The organism is Mesorhizobium sp. M0626 (genome assembly GCF_040320665.1).
GTDB lineage: Bacteria > Pseudomonadota > Alphaproteobacteria > Rhizobiales > Rhizobiaceae > Mesorhizobium.
The window spans coordinates 319878-335685 of sequence record NZ_JAMYQD010000001.1; the positions used below are offsets into that span (position 1 = coordinate 319878).

At 62.5% G+C, this 15808-nt stretch carries 18 protein-coding genes; 4 read left to right on the top strand and 14 right to left on the bottom strand.

Annotation, left to right across the window (positions count from 1 at the left end; all coding sequences use genetic code 11):
• Nucleotides 1-36: 36 nt before the first annotated feature.
• Nucleotides 37-954, top strand: a complete 918-nt coding sequence (locus NKI37_RS01685; protein ID WP_023684866.1) for a pseudouridine-5'-phosphate glycosidase — start codon at nucleotides 37-39, stop codon at nucleotides 952-954.
• A gap of 203 nt (nucleotides 955-1157) precedes the next feature.
• Here NKI37_RS01685 and NKI37_RS01690 read toward each other — a convergent pair whose 3' ends face one another.
• Nucleotides 1158-1481, bottom strand: a complete 324-nt coding sequence (locus NKI37_RS01690) for a TfoX/Sxy family protein (RefSeq protein ID WP_023669120.1) — start codon at nucleotides 1479-1481, stop codon at nucleotides 1158-1160.
• Between the two features lie 80 nt (nucleotides 1482-1561).
• Between NKI37_RS01690 and NKI37_RS01695 the strand changes: the two genes are divergently transcribed.
• Nucleotides 1562-2059, top strand: a complete 498-nt coding sequence (locus NKI37_RS01695) for a GFA family protein (RefSeq protein WP_023669121.1) — start codon at nucleotides 1562-1564, stop codon at nucleotides 2057-2059.
• 144 nt (nucleotides 2060-2203) lie between these two features.
• Here NKI37_RS01695 and sufA read toward each other — a convergent pair whose 3' ends face one another.
• The 9 genes from sufA to NKI37_RS01740 all read right to left on the bottom strand — a co-directional run bounded on the left by sufA (nucleotide 2204) and on the right by NKI37_RS01740 (nucleotide 10158).
• Nucleotides 2204-2584 carry a Fe-S cluster assembly scaffold SufA gene (gene sufA, locus NKI37_RS01700; RefSeq protein ID WP_013532156.1) on the bottom strand — a complete coding sequence of 127 codons (381 nt, stop codon included), beginning with the start codon at nucleotides 2582-2584 and terminating at the stop codon, nucleotides 2204-2206.
• Nucleotides 2585-2689: 105 nt separating this feature from the next.
• Nucleotides 2690-3076, bottom strand: coding sequence for an SUF system Fe-S cluster assembly protein (locus tag NKI37_RS01705; RefSeq protein ID WP_023684865.1), 387 nt, complete (start codon nucleotides 3074-3076; stop codon nucleotides 2690-2692).
• Nucleotides 3077-3097: 21 nt separating this feature from the next.
• Nucleotides 3098-4339: a cysteine desulfurase gene (locus NKI37_RS01710; protein ID WP_023684864.1), complete on the bottom strand. Its 1242-nt coding sequence runs from the start codon at nucleotides 4337-4339 to the stop codon at nucleotides 3098-3100.
• Nucleotides 4340-4471: 132 nt separating this feature from the next.
• Nucleotides 4472-5740 carry a Fe-S cluster assembly protein SufD gene (gene sufD / locus NKI37_RS01715; protein WP_352788259.1) on the bottom strand — a complete coding sequence of 423 codons (1269 nt, stop codon included), beginning with the start codon at nucleotides 5738-5740 and terminating at the stop codon, nucleotides 4472-4474.
• A gap of 40 nt (nucleotides 5741-5780) precedes the next feature.
• Nucleotides 5781-6536 carry a Fe-S cluster assembly ATPase SufC gene (gene sufC, locus NKI37_RS01720; protein WP_023684862.1) on the bottom strand — a complete coding sequence of 252 codons (756 nt, stop codon included), beginning with the start codon at nucleotides 6534-6536 and terminating at the stop codon, nucleotides 5781-5783.
• Nucleotides 6529-6816 (bottom strand): hypothetical protein, encoded by a 288-nt coding sequence (locus NKI37_RS01725; RefSeq protein WP_155929798.1) that lies wholly within the window; start codon nucleotides 6814-6816, stop codon nucleotides 6529-6531. Before NKI37_RS01725 ends, sufC begins: the two co-directional genes overlap by 8 nt.
• Nucleotides 6817-6820: 4 nt before the next feature.
• Entirely contained in the window at nucleotides 6821-6985 is a 165-nt protein-coding gene (locus NKI37_RS01730) for a hypothetical protein (protein ID WP_156033695.1), read from the bottom strand.
• Between the two features lie 306 nt (nucleotides 6986-7291).
• Complete coding sequence (gene sufB / locus NKI37_RS01735; protein WP_023684859.1) at nucleotides 7292-8809, bottom strand: Fe-S cluster assembly protein SufB; 1518 nt, start codon at nucleotides 8807-8809, stop codon at nucleotides 7292-7294.
• Between the two features lie 185 nt (nucleotides 8810-8994).
• Complete coding sequence (locus NKI37_RS01740; RefSeq protein ID WP_027049529.1) at nucleotides 8995-10158, bottom strand: cysteine desulfurase family protein; 1164 nt, start codon at nucleotides 10156-10158, stop codon at nucleotides 8995-8997.
• A 255-nt stretch (nucleotides 10159-10413) separates the two neighbouring features.
• On the opposite strand from NKI37_RS01740, the gene NKI37_RS01745 reads away from it, so the two are divergent.
• Nucleotides 10414-11088 carry an alpha/beta hydrolase gene (locus NKI37_RS01745; protein WP_023669128.1) on the top strand — a complete coding sequence of 225 codons (675 nt, stop codon included), beginning with the start codon at nucleotides 10414-10416 and terminating at the stop codon, nucleotides 11086-11088.
• A gap of 212 nt (nucleotides 11089-11300) precedes the next feature.
• Nucleotides 11301-11948 carry an FMN-binding negative transcriptional regulator gene (locus NKI37_RS01750; RefSeq protein WP_023700865.1) on the top strand — a complete coding sequence of 216 codons (648 nt, stop codon included), beginning with the start codon at nucleotides 11301-11303 and terminating at the stop codon, nucleotides 11946-11948.
• Between the two features lie 30 nt (nucleotides 11949-11978).
• On the opposite strand, the gene NKI37_RS01755 is transcribed toward NKI37_RS01750, so the two are convergent.
• Genes NKI37_RS01755 through NKI37_RS01770 form a run of 4 tightly spaced genes read right to left on the bottom strand, consistent with a single transcriptional unit; the run spans nucleotide 11979 to nucleotide 15657 of the window.
• Complete coding sequence (locus tag NKI37_RS01755; protein WP_352712459.1) at nucleotides 11979-12884, bottom strand: phosphatase PAP2 family protein; 906 nt, start codon at nucleotides 12882-12884, stop codon at nucleotides 11979-11981.
• A gap of 30 nt (nucleotides 12885-12914) precedes the next feature.
• Complete coding sequence (locus tag NKI37_RS01760) at nucleotides 12915-14558, bottom strand: ArnT family glycosyltransferase (RefSeq protein ID WP_352788252.1); 1644 nt, start codon at nucleotides 14556-14558, stop codon at nucleotides 12915-12917.
• A gap of 39 nt (nucleotides 14559-14597) precedes the next feature.
• Entirely contained in the window at nucleotides 14598-14930 is a 333-nt protein-coding gene (locus NKI37_RS01765) for a lipid-A-disaccharide synthase N-terminal domain-containing protein (protein ID WP_023669132.1), read from the bottom strand.
• The gene (locus NKI37_RS01770; RefSeq protein ID WP_352788249.1) at nucleotides 14923-15657 is read right to left on the bottom strand and encodes a glycosyltransferase family 2 protein; all 735 of its coding nucleotides are present in this window, start codon (nucleotides 15655-15657) and stop codon (nucleotides 14923-14925) included. The genes NKI37_RS01765 and NKI37_RS01770 overlap by 8 nt, the downstream gene beginning before the upstream one ends.
• Nucleotides 15658-15808 lie beyond the last annotated feature (151 nt).

Here is a 15808-nt window from a genome sequence, read left to right on the forward strand (position 1 = left end):
CAAGCGGACGCGCGGATCTCCGGATCGGAGACCATCATGACACCGCAAAGCGCCCGCCCCTTCATCGACCTCCACGCGCCCGTGGCCGAGGCGCTCGCCGCTGGCCGCCCCGTCGTGGCGCTGGAAAGCACCATCATCACCCATGGCATGCCTTACCCCGACAATGGCGCCATGGCCGCCAATGTCGAAAAGATAATCCTGGACAATGGCGCGGTGCCAGCGACGATCGCCGTGGTCGCCGGCCGCATCAAGATCGGGCTTTCCGACGGCGAGCGCGAGTCGCTGGCGATGACCGGCGACGCCATGAAGCTGTCGCGCGCCGATCTCGGCTTTGCGGTGGCGCAAGGCCGCACCGGCGGCACCACGGTCGCCGCCACCATGATCGCGGCCGACATGGTCGGGATAAAGGTGTTCGCCACCGGCGGCATTGGCGGCGTCCACAAGGGCGCGGAAAAAAGCTTCGACATCTCGGCCGATCTCGACGAGTTGGCGCGCACCCCGGTCATCGTCGTCTCGGCCGGCGCCAAGGCGATCCTCGACATCGAAAAGACCCTGGAAGTGCTGGAGACGCGCGGCGTGCCGGTGATTGGCCATGGCTGCGAGACGATGCCGGCCTTCTGGTCGCGGCATTCGCCGTTCCGCGCGCCGCTGACCCTGCACAGACCGGAAGAGATCGCGCATTTCTACAAGACCAGGGCGGCACTTGGCCTGGTCGGCGGCACGCTGATCGCCAACCCGGTGCCGCAGGACGATGAAATCCCGGCCGACGAGATGGCCGGCTATATCGAGGCCGCGCAGAAGGCGGCGGAAGTGCAGAATGTGACCGGAAAGGCGGTGACGCCGTTCCTGTTGGGCAAAATCCTCGAACTGACCGGCGGCCGGAGCTTGAAGACCAACATCGCGCTGGTCGAGAACAATGCGCGGCTGGCGGCGAGGATTGCCAAGGCGCTGTAGGATCGCCTACGTCGGCGGGACAGCACCCCCCTCTGGCCTGCCGGCCATCTCCCCCGCAAGGAGGGAGATTAACAGCTTAGCCGCAGGCTCCCATTTTCAACGATGGTGATTGGCGAAGGCCAATGTGACAACTGATCTCCCCCCTTGCGGGGGAGATGTCCGGCAGGACAGAGGGGGGTGGGAAGAAACGCGACGGTCCCGGTTCACTTCCCCGCCCGCCGCCCCGCCTCATACGCCCGGCGCGCCCACACCCTCATCTCGTCAGGATCATCAAACGCGTCGTCGGGAATGCTCCAGTACGGCATCGCGACCAGCTTGCCGTGGCGGGTGCCGGTATAGGTCCATTGCTTGCAGCCGGCGGCTTCGAAGTCGGGCGCGCTTTGCTCGTCAGCCTTGAGCAGCAATTCGCCGCGCAGCACGATAGCGACGATGACGCCGTCGAAATAGATACCCTTGCCGCCGAACAGTTTTCGGATACTGACCGGGCCGAGGCCTTCGAACAGCTCTTCGATGCGTTCATTGTCCATGCCGCAATGTCACCGGGCTTGCCATGGCTGCAACCAAAAACCATGCTGGCAAGTTGAGAGCCATCCGTCGGAGTTTTGTCATGCCGCTGCTGCTCAAGGGATCCTGCCGCTGCGATGCCGTCCATTTCGAGGTGGAGAGCAACACGCCGGTGCCGTTCATGCTGTGCTACTGCTCGATCTGCCGCAAGCAGCAGGGCGGCGGCGGCTTCGCCATCAATCTCGGCGCCGATTACAAGACGCTGAAAATCAAGGGCAAGCGCAATCTCGGCGTCTACCAGGCCGAGATCGCGGACGACGAGCATCCAAAGTGTGAGATTTCGACGGGCGAGCGCAATTTCTGCAAGAAGTGCGGTTCGGCGCTCTGGCTCTACGATCCGACATGGCCGGACCTGGTCCACCCCTTCGCCTCGGCAATCGACAGCGAGTTGCCGAAGCCGCCGGAGAAGGTGCATCTGATGTTGAAATACAAGGCGAGTTGGGTCGAGCCGGTGATCGGCAAGAAGGACAATGCGTTCGACGTCTATCCCGAGGAATCGATCGCCGACTGGCACAAGCGGACGAAGATGTGGGTGAAGTGAGGACTCGGAGCGCGACTTCCGATGGTTAGCGCTGCCCCTCATCCGGCCCTTCGGGCCGTTCGTCATTCGAAAAGCCAAGCAATTGGCTTTTCGCCCGCTGCGCGGACCATTCCTCACCTCCCCGTGAACGGGGCGAAGGAAAGATCAGGCGGAAGCGCGCGCTTCAGCCAGCGCCTTCAGGTCGGCGGGCTTCAGTTCGACGGATTCGCCGCAGCCGCAGGCCGAACTCTGGTTCGGGTTGTGGAAGGTGAAGCCGGTGCGCAGCGTGGTCTGCTCGAAATCCATCTCGGTGCCGAACAGGAAAAGGGCAGCCTCGGGCGCGACATAGACATGCGCGCCGTCGCGTTCGATATGGTCGTCCTTGGTATTGGGCTCGGTCACCAGGTCGACCGTGTATTCCATGCCGGCGCAGCCGCCCTTCTTGATGCCGAGGCGAATGCCATGCGCATTGTCGCGCGTGGCGACGATCTCGCGCACCCGGTCGGCGGCCTTTTCGGTCATCGTGATGACGGCGAAGCGTCCCATTCTTTTTCCTCTTCCATTCCATGCAGGTTCAAGGCCTGCCGAATGATTCCTCACCTAAAATGGTGAAGTTTTACCACTGGTGCAAGTGCACCAACCTCAGTCAACCTAGTACCAGCCCACCGCCACCTGCGCCTCTTCCGACATGCGGTCGGGCGACCAGGGCGGGTCGAAGGTCATGTTGACCTCGACGCCGGAGACGCCTTCGACGGCGCCGACGGCGTTTTCCACCCAGCCTGGCATTTCGCCGGCCACCGGACAGCCGGGCGCGGTCAGCGTCATGTCGATCTTGACCGCGCGGTTGTCCTCGATGTCGATCTTGTAGATGAGGCCGAGCTCATAGATGTCGGCCGGTATTTCCGGGTCATAGACCGTCTTCAGCGCCGAGACGATGTCGTCGGTCAGCCGCGCCAGCTCGTCGGCGGGAATTGCCGAGGCGGAAACCACCGGATTGACGGCCGCTTCCGGCGCGGTGGTGTGGCTCGCATCATCCATGGTCGTCATCCAAAGAACCTGTCACCCGAAGAACTTGCGCGCTTTTTCCAGCGCATCGGCCAAAGCGTCGACTTCGGCCCTGGTATTATACATGCCGAACGATGCCCTGCATGTGGAGGTTACGCCAAAGCGTTTCAACAGCGGCTGGGCGCAATGGGTGCCCGCGCGGACGGCAACACCTTGCCTGTCTATCACCATCGACACGTCATGGGCATGAATGCCCTGCAATTCGAAGGAAATGATGGCGCCCTTGTCCGGCGCGTCGCCGAAGATGCGCAGCGAGTTGATGGCGCGCAGCCGTTCATGCGCATAGGTCTTGAGATCGGCCTCATGGGCGGCAATGCGCTCGCGGCCAACCTTTTCCATGTATTCCAATGCTGCACCCAGGCCAATCGCCTGCACGATCGGCGGCGTGCCGGCCTCGAAGCGGTGCGGCGGCTCGTTGTAGGTGACGATGTCTTCAGTCACCTCCTCGATCATTTCGCCGCCGCCCATGAAGGGGCGCATGCCCTGCAGAATGTCCTTCTTGCCGTAGAGCACGCCGATGCCGGAGGGCCCGTAGACCTTGTGGCCGGTGAAGACGAAGAAATCGCAATCGAGGTCCTGGACGTCGATCGGCATGTGCACGGCGCTCTGGCTGCCGTCGACAAGTACGGGAATTCCACGCGAATGCGCGATGCGCACGATCTCCTTGATCGGGGTTACCGTGCCCAGCGCGTTCGACATATGCGTGATGGCGACGAGCTTGGTCTTGTCGGTCAGCCGCTTTTCGAATTCCTCGATGTGGAAGATGCCGAGATCGTCGACCGGCACCCAGACCAGCTTGGCGCCCTGCCGCTCCCGGATGAAATGCCACGGCACGATGTTGGAGTGGTGCTCCATGATCGACAGCACGATCTCGTCGCCCGCGCCGATATTGGGCATGCCATAGCCGTAAGCCACGGTGTTGATCGCCGCGGTCGTGTTCGAGGTGAAGACGATGTTGTCGGTGCTTGGCGCATTGAGGAAACGGCGCACCGTCTCGCGTGCCTTCTCATAAGCGTCGGTTGCGGCATTCGACAGGAAATGCAGGCCGCGATGCACGTTGGCGTATTCCTGGGAATAGGCGTGCTGGATCGTATCCAGCACCACCTGCGGCTTCTGCGCCGAGGCGCCATTGTCGAGATAGACCAGCGGTTTGCCGTAGACTTCGCGCGACAGGATCGGGAAGTCGCGGCGGATCGCCTCGACGTCGTATGGGGTTGTTTCGATCTTCTGGTCCATTACAAGCTCTCTTGAGGCACCGCCTCACTTCGTCACGCACCCCTCACCCGACCGAGCTTCGCTCGGCCACCGCCCGGGGCGTGTCACTTGCCTCGCCCGTCCTTCGGACCCACAAGGGGAGAAGGGGAGGCGCTACCCATGCGCCACGAACCAGTCGTCCAGCCTTGTTTCCAGGGCCTCGACGATGGTTTCGTCGTCCAGTTCCTCGATCACTTCGGCGACGAACGCCTTGACCAGCAGGCCACGGGCGCTCTTCTCGTCGATGCCGCGAGCCATCAGGTAGAACAGATGGTTGTGGTCGATCTCGGTAACGGTCGCGCCGTGGCCGCAGATGACGTCGTCGGCGAAGATTTCCAGCTCCGGCTTGGTCGAGAACTCGCCATCATCCGACAAAAGCAGCGTGTTGCAGGCCATCTTGGCGTTGGTCTTCTGCGCGTATTGGTGGACGTTGATGCGGCCCTGGAAGACGCCGCGCGCCTTGCCGGTCACGACATTGCGGATCACTTCCGTCGATGTCGTATGCGGCACGGCATGGTCGAGCACCATGGTCACGTCGGTGTGGGTGTCGCCGGCGAGCAGGTTGATGCCGCGCAGTTTGAAGTCGGCGCCTTCGCCCGTGGTCTTCACCACGATCTCCTGGCGCACAAGCTTGCCGCCGGCATTCATGAAGAACAGCGTCAGCTTCGAATTCTTGCCGAGATGCGCCTTGAACTGCGCCAGATGGGTGGCCGTTTCCGGCTGTTCCTGGATGATCAGCCAGGTCACCTCGGCGCCCTCGCCCAACACCAGCTGGCTGACGGAGCTGGCCAGAGCCGCGCCCTCGCCCGCCTGACGCTCGACGATCGCAGCCTTGGCGCCGGCGCCGACACGCACGGGAAAGCGCACATGGGTCTGTCCGCCGGCTTGCAGGTTCTGCAATTCGATCGGCTTCTCCAGTGCTGCGCCATCGGCGATGTCGACGAAATAGCCGTCGGCGACGAAAGCAGTGTTCAGCGCGCCGATGGCGTCATCGCTGCCATAGGGGTCGAGGCCGGGCGCAATCGAGCCGTCGGTCAGCTTTTCCGACAGGCGCTGGACGGTCACGCCTTCGATGGCAGGGAATTTCGCACTCGAGACGCCGTTCAGAACCGCCAGCACGGCGGAACCTTCGACGATGGGCGCCAGCCCCTTAGCGGCGGCCGTCGGATCGAATGCCGGCACCGCGGTCAACAGCCGGCGCAGGTCAGTGTAATGCCAGGATTCGATGCGCCGCGTCGGCAGCCCGTGCTTGATCGCCTCGATGGCGTCGTCGCGCTTCAGCATCACCGCACCGTCGCCCGGCAGCAGCGACAGCCGCTCGCCGAAAGCGTCGATCAACGCCGTTTCAGCCTGGGTGCGCTGGGGTGTCGAATGCATGTTCATAAGCTTGGCCCTGTCTTTTGGTACAAAATGACCTGGCATCTCACGCGGCTTCGCCGATCACGCCGGCATAGCCATTGGCTTCGAGATCGAGCGCCAGCGACTTGTCGCCGGACTTGATCACCTGGCCCTTGTATAGGACGTGCACGCTATCGGGCACGATGTGCTCGAGCAGGCGCTGGTAGTGAGTGATGACGATGATGGCGCGGTCGGGCGAGCGCAGCGCGTTGACGCCGTCCGAGACGATCTTCAGCGCATCGATATCGAGGCCGGAATCGGTCTCGTCGAGCACGCAAAGTTTCGGCTCCAGCAGCTTCATCTGCAGGATCTCGGCCCGCTTCTTCTCGCCGCCGGAGAAGCCGACATTGAGCGGCCGCTTCAGCATCGCCATGTCCATCGAGAGCGAGGCTGCCGCCTCCTTCACCCGCTTCAGGAATTCCGGAATTTTCAGCGGTTCCTCGCCGCGCGCCTTGCGCTGCTCGTTCATCGCCACTTTCAGGAATTCCATGGTCGCGACCCCAGGTATCTCCATCGGATACTGGAAGGCGAGAAAAATGCCCGCGGTGGCGCGCTCGGCCGGATCCATTTCGAGGATCGACTGGCCGTTATAGAGGATGTCGCCTTCGGTGACCTCATAATCCTCGCGGCCGGCGAGGATGTAGGACAGCGTCGATTTGCCCGAGCCGTTCGGCCCCATGATGGCGGCGACCTCGCCGTTTTTCACCGTCAGGTTCAGGCCGCGGATGATCTCGGTGCCGTCATCGACGATGCGGGCATGCAGGTTCTTGATCTCAAGCATTGTTCTTTTCTCTGAAATAATCGTCGTAGGTGACTGTGTAATCGGTGTGCCGGCGCTGCAGGGTTTTGAACCGCCAGAAGGACAGGCCGAACCCCACCGCGAAAACCGCAAGGCCGACCATCGGATGGACGAACGCCGCCAAAACGGCGCCTACCAGGGCCGAGGCTACTGCGGCCGCGGCGTATTTCATCGTGGCGATGTTGCCCTCGCGACGAACCGCCCACAGCCGCCGCCAGCGAACCGCAAACCAGATCTCGTCGCGAGACAGCGTCATGGTCATCTCTTCAGCCATCAACCAAGTGGCGCAGAAACGGCAGTATAATTGCCGAGACCAGCCCGGTCACGGCGCCCGCCGCCATCCGGCGCGGCGTCGACTGGATAGAGGGCGCGACAGCGCAGAGCGCGCCGCACACCAAAGCGTAAAAAACGATCGGAACCGTATCCATCATTTCAACTTCCTTTCAAACGTTCAGTTTCAATCCCATGCCTTGTGCACGGTCCTGAACGCTTGGCGGGTCGCTATCCTTCCAGTGTCCATCGCATTGCCTATCCGAGCGCCTACGCCCGGTTATTCTACATCTGCGTCAGGGCTTGCCAAAGTCCTCGCCAAAAGCCATCCGGCGAGTAGGCCGCGCCGAGCAGCACTATCCCTATCGCGCAAAACCAGAACGCAAGGCCCAGGCCCGCTTCCCAGTTATCCACTCGATCCCGCAGATAGACATGTTTTTCCACGGATTCGCGTTTGCGCGCCCTTGTCACCCCACGCTACCCTCAAGGCTGATGCCGATAAGCTTCTGCGCTTCGACCGCGAACTCCATCGGCAGCTGCTGGATGACATCCTTGACGAAGCCGTTGACGATCAGCGCGATCGCCTCTTCCTCGGGGATGCCGCGCTGCATGACGTAGAATTTCTGGTCCTCCGAAATCTTCGACGTCGTCGCCTCATGCTCGAACTGCGCCGTCGAATTCTTGGCTTCCATGTAGGGCACGGTGTGCGCGCCGCACTGGTCGCCGATCAGGAGACTATCGCAATTGGTGAAGTTGCGGGCGTTGGTCGCCTTGCGGTGCGCCGAAACCTGGCCGCGATAGGTGTTCTGCGAGAAGCCGGCGGCGATGCCCTTGGAGATGATGCGGCTCGACGTGTTCTTGCCGAGATGGATCATCTTGGTGCCGCTGTCGACCTGCTGGTAGCCGTTCGACACGGCGATCGAATAGAACTCGCCGGAGGAATCGTCGCCGCGCAGGATGCAGCTGGGATATTTCCAGGTGATCGCTGAACCGGTCTCGACCTGCGTCCACGAGATCTTCGAACGGTCGCCGCGGCAGTCGCCGCGCTTGGTGACGAAATTGTAGATGCCGCCCTTGCCCTCGGCATCGCCGGGGTACCAGTTCTGCACCGTCGAATATTTGATCTCGGCATCGTCGAGCGCCACCAGTTCGACGACGGCGGCATGCAGCTGGTTCTCGTCGCGCTGCGGCGCCGTGCAGCCTTCGAGATAGGAGACGTAAGCCCCCTCCTCGGCGATGATCAGCGTGCGCTCGAACTGGCCGGTGTTCTTCTCGTTCATGCGGAAATAGGTCGACAGCTCCATCGGGCAGCGCACGCCCTTGGGCACGAAGACGAACGAGCCGTCGGTGAAGACAGCCGAATTCAGCGTGGCGTAGAAATTGTCGGAGGTCGGCACGACCGAGCCGAGATATTTCTGCACCAGCTCCGGATGCTCGCGGATGGCTTCCGAGATCGAGCAGAAGATGACGCCGGCCTGCGCCAGCTCCTTCTTGAACGTGGTGACGACGGAAACGGAATCGAACACCGCGTCGACCGCGACACGGCCCGATTTGTAGACATTGTCGCTGGGCTCCTCGAGATCGGAGACGTCGGTCTTCTGCACGCCAGCGAGGATTTCTTGTTCCCGCAGCGGAATGCCGAGCTTCTCGTAGACCTTCAACAACTCGGGATCGACGTCGCTCAGCGAGGTCGGGCCGGGCGTGCTCTTGGGCGCCGCGTAGTAATAGAGGTCCTGAAAGTCGATCTTCGGATAATGGACGCGCGCCCAGGTCGGCTCTTCCAGCGTCAGCCAGCGCCGATAGGCTTCCAGACGCCATTCCAGCATCCAGGACGGTTCATCCTTCTTGGCCGAGATAAAGCGAATAATGTCTTCGCTCAGGCCCTTGGGGGCCTTGTCCATCGCGATCTCTGTCTGGAATCCGTATTTGTACTGGTCGACGTCGATCTTTCGGACCCGATCGATCGTGTCCTGCACAGCAGGCATAAGCGTTCTCCATCCACGCCGGGGTCAAGGCCCGACAGTTTTCAAACTATGGCATCGCCGAGGGCTGCCCATGAGGCGCCGAAGGCGGCGTAAGTTTCATATAGTGCGTCTCGGCCGGGAATTCACCCGGCCAGTTGCAAACGCACGGCTCTACCAGGCCGCGAGGCCTGAATTCTTTGTAGCCTTCAGGCGGCTTGTTCCCTGCCCGCCCGGCGCTGGGCGATTTCGGCCAGCGCCGTACGAAACAGTTCGATGTCCCCGGCGCTCGTTGCGCGACCGATGGACACGCGCAAAGCCCCGAGGCTGTCACCATGACCCATGGCCATCAGCACATGGCTCGGCCCGACCTTGCCCGACGAACAGGCCGATCCCGCCGACAGCGCAACGCCAGCCAGATCGAAAGCGATCTGCGCCGTCTCGGCCTTGATGCCGGGAATAGCGAAGAATGTCGTATTGGCAAGCCTTGGCGCGCCGGTTCCGAAGATTTCTGCGTCCGGCACCAGCGTTTTGAGTGTTTTCTCGACCTCGCCGCGGCGTTGCGCGATCGCTTCGACGTCTTTCAGTCCAGCCAAAGCCTGCCGCGCCGCGGCGCCAAAGCCGGCGATGGCCGCCAGGTTTTCGGTGCCGCCGCGATGGCCCTTTTCCTGGCCGCCGCCATTGATCAGCGGCTTCGGCATCATCAGATCGGCTGCCGCAACGACGGCGCCGACACCCTTGGGGCCGCCGATCTTGTGCGAAGACAGAATCAAATAGTCGGCGTAAGCCGCTGACATATCGATGGGAACGCGGCCCGCAGCCTGCACCGCGTCGACCACCAGAATGCCGCCCGCCGCCTTGACGATTGCAGCGATTGCCTCGATCGGCTGGATGACGCCGGTCTCGTTGTTGGCCGCATGGATCGCGACCAACGGCAGGCCTTCGGCCTTGTCATGCGCGGCCAGAGCGGCTGTCAGCTGAGCGAGGTCAGCGATGCCATCGGCGTCGACGCCGATCTGCGAAACCTGTGTTGCCGGGAAGCGGCCGCCGTTCAACAGGCAAGGGTGGTCGGCCTCGCAGACATAGAGCCGGCTCATGCGCGCCGTGCCACGGCCCATCCGCCAATCCGGTGTCAGCAGCGTCGATGCGGCTTCCGTCGCGCCGGAGGTGAAGACGACATGCTCGGCCTTGGCGCCGACAAGCGCTGCCACATCGCGCCGGGCAGTGTCGATCAAGCGCCGCGCCGCGCGCCCCTCGGCATGCACCGACGACGGATTGGCGACGAGATCGAGCGCGGCAATCATCGCCTCGCGCGCCTCGGCAATGAGCGGCGCGCTGGCATTGTAGTCGAGATAGGCGCGTGCTGCGGCCATTTTCACCCAATCGATCCCGTCAAGACCCTTTCCGCAAGGATAGCGCGTTATTTCCTTGAAATTGCAAGGCAAGACGTCCTATTTACGCGGCTTGCGGCGAGGATGGCCGGGCCGTCACGGCTGGCTATCCAGTTTTGAACAATTCTAAACTAGCTTCTAAGAAGACGCTTGCCCTGCGTCAAGGCCCGGAAGGGCTGGGGCTGGAGTAAGAATTGTTCCGGGCGCCGCGCATTCGTATGCCATTTGGAGTATTTCATGCCTGAGGTCATTTTCACCGGTCCGGCCGGCCGCCTGGAGGGCCGCTACCAGCCTTCCAAGGAGAAGAGCGCGCCGATTGCCATCGTGTTGCATCCGCATCCGCAATTCGGCGGCACGATGAACAACAAGATCGTCTATGACCTCTTCTACATGTTCCAGAAGCGCGATTTCACCACGCTTCGCTTCAACTTCCGCGGCATCGGCCGCAGCCAGGGCGAATTCGACCACGGCACCGGCGAATTGTCGGATGCCGCCGCAGCGCTCGACTGGGTGCAGTCGCTGCATCCGGATTCCAAGAGCTGCTGGGTGGCCGGTTATTCCTTCGGCTCCTGGATCGGCATGCAGCTTCTGATGCGCCGGCCCGAGATCGAGGGCTTCATCTCGATCGCGCCGCAGCCCAACACCTATGATTTCTCGTTCCTGGCGCCCTGCCCGTCATCGGGTCTGATCATCCATGGCGATGCCGACAAGGTGGCGCCGCCCAAGGATGTGCAGGGCCTGGTCGACAAGCTGCACACGCAAAAGGGCATCACCATCACGCAGAAGACCTTGCCCGGCGCCAACCACTTCTTCGCCAACGACGCCGATCTGCTGCTCGAGGAATGCGCCGACTATCTCGACCGACGGCTGGCCGGCGAATTGTCCGATCCGCGGCCGAAGCGGCTGCGCTAAGAGCAATTCCAGGAAAAGTGCAAACGGGTTTTCCGTCCGGAATTGCGTCAAAACAAAAACTCCCGGTCCGATGCCGTCACAGTCGTGCCCATCATGGGCGCGACAATGCCATTTCGGCTGATCCAAACGGTGAAGCCAGCCTGACATGTGGCGCGGCTCGGCTGAACGGTGCACAATGCCGGTTCAGCCAGCGCAAGAAGGCATGACCGATCATGTACCAGCCTCCCCATTTCCAGGAAACGCGGCCGGACGTCCTGCACGGGCTGATCCGGACGCATCCGCTGGGGTTGCTGATCTCCAACGGCACCGATGGCCCGGTCGCCAATGCCATTCCTTTCCTGCTTGATGCAGAGGTTGGGCCGAATGGCCGGCTGCGCGCCCATCTGGCCAGGGCCAACCCGCAATGGCGTCAGCTGGCCGACAATCCGACATCGCCGGTGCTGGTCGTCTTCCAGGGCGCCGACGCCTATGTGACGCCGTCCTGGTACGAGACCAAGCGCGAGACCGGCAAGGTCGTGCCGACCTGGAACTACGCCATTGTCCAGGTGCGAGGAACCGTCAGAGTGATCGAGGATTCCGCCTGGATCGCACAGCAGATCACCGAGCTGACGCTGTCGCAGGAAGGCGCCCGCGAGGCACCCTGGGCGGTGACCGATGCGCCGCCGACCTTCATCCAGTCGCAAATCAAGGGCATTGTCGGGCTTGAGATCGAGATCGCCGAAATCAGCGGCAAGTGGAAAGTCAGCCAGAACCGGCCTGTCGCCGACCGCGTCGGTGTCGCCGAAGGGCTGGAGAAGGACGCCGCCGGCGCGCCTGACATGGCTCGGCTGGTGCGGAGCTGGGGTGGCATCGACAGCTAGCTGGGGTGGTCTTAGATGGTTCCAAAGGCGTCAGCAATTCAGTTGCTTGCCGGCGCTGCTCCAATGCGGAAATTCGTCTTGTCTCGGCGCATCGTTTTGGTTTGGTTTGCGAGCCCGACGGAATAGGCGGAACGTAGTTTTTGCCACCGGCAACCCCGACGCCGTGTAGCGGAAGATACATCCCAGCCGGCCAAGCACCATCGCGCAGACGATGGCAACAGCACAGCCAAGGCCGAATCCGGCGACAGTGTCGCTCGGGTAGTGCGCGCCGATAAAGATCCGGGTCGATGCGACCGACAAGGTTGCTGCCAGCAGCACCCATCTGCGCTGGGGCAACAACAGCAGTGCAATGCCGAAAATGACGCCCATGGTCGTGGCATGGCCGGACGGGAAGCTGGCAAAGCGCGCCTCCAAGGAAAAAGGATGCAGCGACAGATCGCCGAGCTTGTCGAAATTCATCGGCCTGGCTCTGCCCACGCCATATTTCAGCACGTTGACGACCATGGCCGAGAGTGCGATCGAACCCAGCACCATGAAAGCAAAGCAGGTCCAGTTGTAGAAGGTCATCCGCGCGCGCCGGGAAAGGCTGCGCCAATCCGTCAGATTCGCGGCAATCAGCACCAATACCGACGGGACAAGATACCAGCCGCCTAGGCCGAAGAAGGTAAAAAACGCGGCGATGCGGAAGACATTGGTCGAGCCTGAAGCCCACTCCCTCGCCATGGTCCCTGCAAGATGGTCGAAACGGAGCGACACCGCGATCGTCAGCAAAAGCCAGGCCACAACCCAGACCGACCACAGGATTTTCGGGTAGCGCGCCGGGCGCGTCGCCAGGCGATGCCGTACAATCCCGAAAGTATCGCGGAAATTAGCGACAGACTGCCGGAGCATGGCAGGCAAAGCGGCACGCGCCGGCGATGGCGACTTCATCAACATGCGGAGCTCGGCGCGATCATTGAAGAGCTATCAGTTCGCCACACGGTACAGGCCGAGCGACAATTTATCACCTGACGAATAGTTGATGCCGTCGATCTCGGCGACGCGGCTGGCCTTCTTGCCTTGCCCTGCCAGCAGGTCATCCAGCCGTTTTTCATCGCCGACCGGCGCCAGGCCCAGCGCGCAGGCCGGATCGCCAAGCAGATGTTGCGCAACCCCGTCGACATCGGTCAGTACCGTCTTTGTGCCCACCAGAAATACCAGGCTCGGTTCGTGATATTGCGCGGAGGCGAGCACGCTCATCTCACAGGGACGATCGGCGCGAACCGCCGCCTCGATTTCCCGGCTCATCCAAATCGGTTTCAGTGACGGCACGATGACACCGAACAGCAGGGCGTAGGTTATGCCGGCGCAAACCGCAGCCCCGCCGATGCGGACCAGCGGCACCAGCGTCTGGCGCGAAACAGCGAGGTAGCCGGCGCCCAATGCTGCCGCGGCGGCCGGAACGCTCCACCATAAAAATGTCTTCATGAGATAGATCGGCGCACCGACGCAAAGCACGGCGAGACCGACTGTCACCAGAACGGTGCCGAATGCGGTCGCCCACCACAGCCATGTCTGCCAGCGCCTGAGCGGCGCATTTGCCTCTTGCGGCGTCAGCGTCAAAAGCCAGCCGATGAGCAGGGCCATGCCGGGATAGGCCGGCAGCACATAATGCGGCAGTTTCGTCGGGATCAATTCGAAGACGAGCCAGAACGGAACGTACCAGGCGAGGCAGAAACGCAGGCGCGGATCGTCGCGCAATCGGTTGAGCGCCTGCAGTCCAGCGCCGAGCGCCACAAGGCCGAACGGCCACATGAACAGGCAATAGGTCAGCACGTAGAAGCCCGGCGGAACGCCGTGCGACTCCTCGCCTTGCGCGACCTTGCCGAGCATATCCTTGCCGACGGCCTGCTGCAGGAAGGCGCCGTTGCTCTTCCAGGTGATGAGGGCGAGCCAAGGCAGCACGATGAGCAGAACCAGAGCCAGCCCTCGCGCCGCTTTCAGCTTTGTCAGCCAGCACCAATCGCGCTCGAAGGCAACCAGCGTGAGCACCGTCAGCGCCGACAGCAGCGGTGCAATCGGCCCCTTGATGAGGATCGCCGCCCCCTGCGCCGCCCAGAAAATCCACGGCAGATGGCCGGCGACCGGCTCGTCGCGGCGCGATGCCAGATAAATCTGCGCCAGCGCGCCTTGCGCCAGAACGCAGCAGGCAAGCAGCATCGCGTCGGTCTTGGCGTCGCGGCCTTCGAAGGCGGTGGCGAAAATCGCCGCCATGACCAGGCCGGCGGCAAGACCGGCATTGGCGCCGAACAGATTGGCCCCGGTCCAGGCGATTGCGACGACGGCGATGGCGATGCCCAGCGCCGAGATCAGCCGGTAGATCCAGATCGGCGCCTGTGCCCCCTCGCCGCTCAGCGTCACCGCCGCCGATTGCAGCCAGTAGATGCCGATCGGCTTTTGGTAGCGCGACGCGTCCTGGAAGCGGATGTCGACATAGTCGCCGGTCTCCCTCATCTGCTTGGTCGCCTGGACGAAGCGCGGCTCGTCGCGGTCGAGCGGCGGCAAAGAGGCCAGTCCCGACGCCGTCATCATCAGGCTGAACAGGAAGAGAAAGATGTAGTTCCTGCTCATTTCGACACCGGACAGACTGGATTTGGCGGGACTGGTGGCTCAGTCGACCTTGGTCATCGCCGCCTTGCGCTCATTGGCGATGAGCCATAAATTTCTGACATAGATCACCATGCCCATGGCCTGGCCGGCGATGAACACCGGATCCTCACGCTGGATGGCGTAGACCAGCAGCAGCCCGCCGCCGAACAGCGAGAAGAACCAGAAAGCGATCGGCACGACGCTGCGCTTGGCCTTTTCCGAAGCGATCCACTGCACCAGGAAGCGCATGGTGAAGAAGAACTGGGCAACGAAGCCGAGCAGAACCCAGGCGTCGAACTGCTTGACGAAAACCTGGTGCAGCCAGGTCGCCAATTCCTGAAACACGTTAGCCATGCGTGATTTCCTCTACCTTTGGCATTTTGCGGCGCCGGCGCCGAAGCCACCAGACGCCGGCGAGATCGAGCGCGCCCTGCAGGCCGCGATCGAAGATGCCGTAATTCGACTTGCCGTGGCGGCGGGAGCGGTCGACGACGTCGCAATGGACGACGCGGTAGCCTTCCTGGATGACAAGCGCCGGAACGAAACGATGCGTACCGTCGAAAAACGGCAGTTTGCGCAAGATATCGGTGTGGATCGCCTTTAAGCCGCAGCCAGTGTCGCGGGTGTCGTCATGCAGGATCGCGCCGCGCAGCCAGTTGGCGAAACGCGATGCCAATTGCTTGATCTTGCTGTCGCGGCGCTTCAACCGCTGCCCCTGCGCGGCGCCGAAATCGGGCCCTGCCCGACGCAGCGCATCGACCAGCACGGGGATATATTGCGGGTCGTTCTGGCCGTCGCCGTCGATGGTGGCGATTATCGAGCCGCGCGCCGCCCAGGCGCCCGAGCGCACCGAAAGCGACTGGCCGGCGGATTTTTCGTGCCGAAGCTGGCGAAGCGGAAACGGCCGTTTGGCGGCTTCAGCGGCAAGCACCGAAGCGGTGTCGTCAGTCGAACCGTCATTGACAACGATGATTTCGAAGTCGCGCCCGGTCATCGCCGCCTCGATCTCGTCGATCAGCAGCGGCAGGTTCGCCGCCTCGTTGCGGCAGGGAATGACGATGGATATCAATGCGTCCGGCATATCGCGTCGGGCTCTGTCACAAGATATGGCATTCGGTGGATGCCGTGCGGTGCCGTTCCAGCGGATCGAACCCGTTGGCGCGGCGCCTCATTACGCCAGCCGACAGGATGAAGCAAGCATGCGCGGCAGTGCAGAATAGGCTGTCCATGCC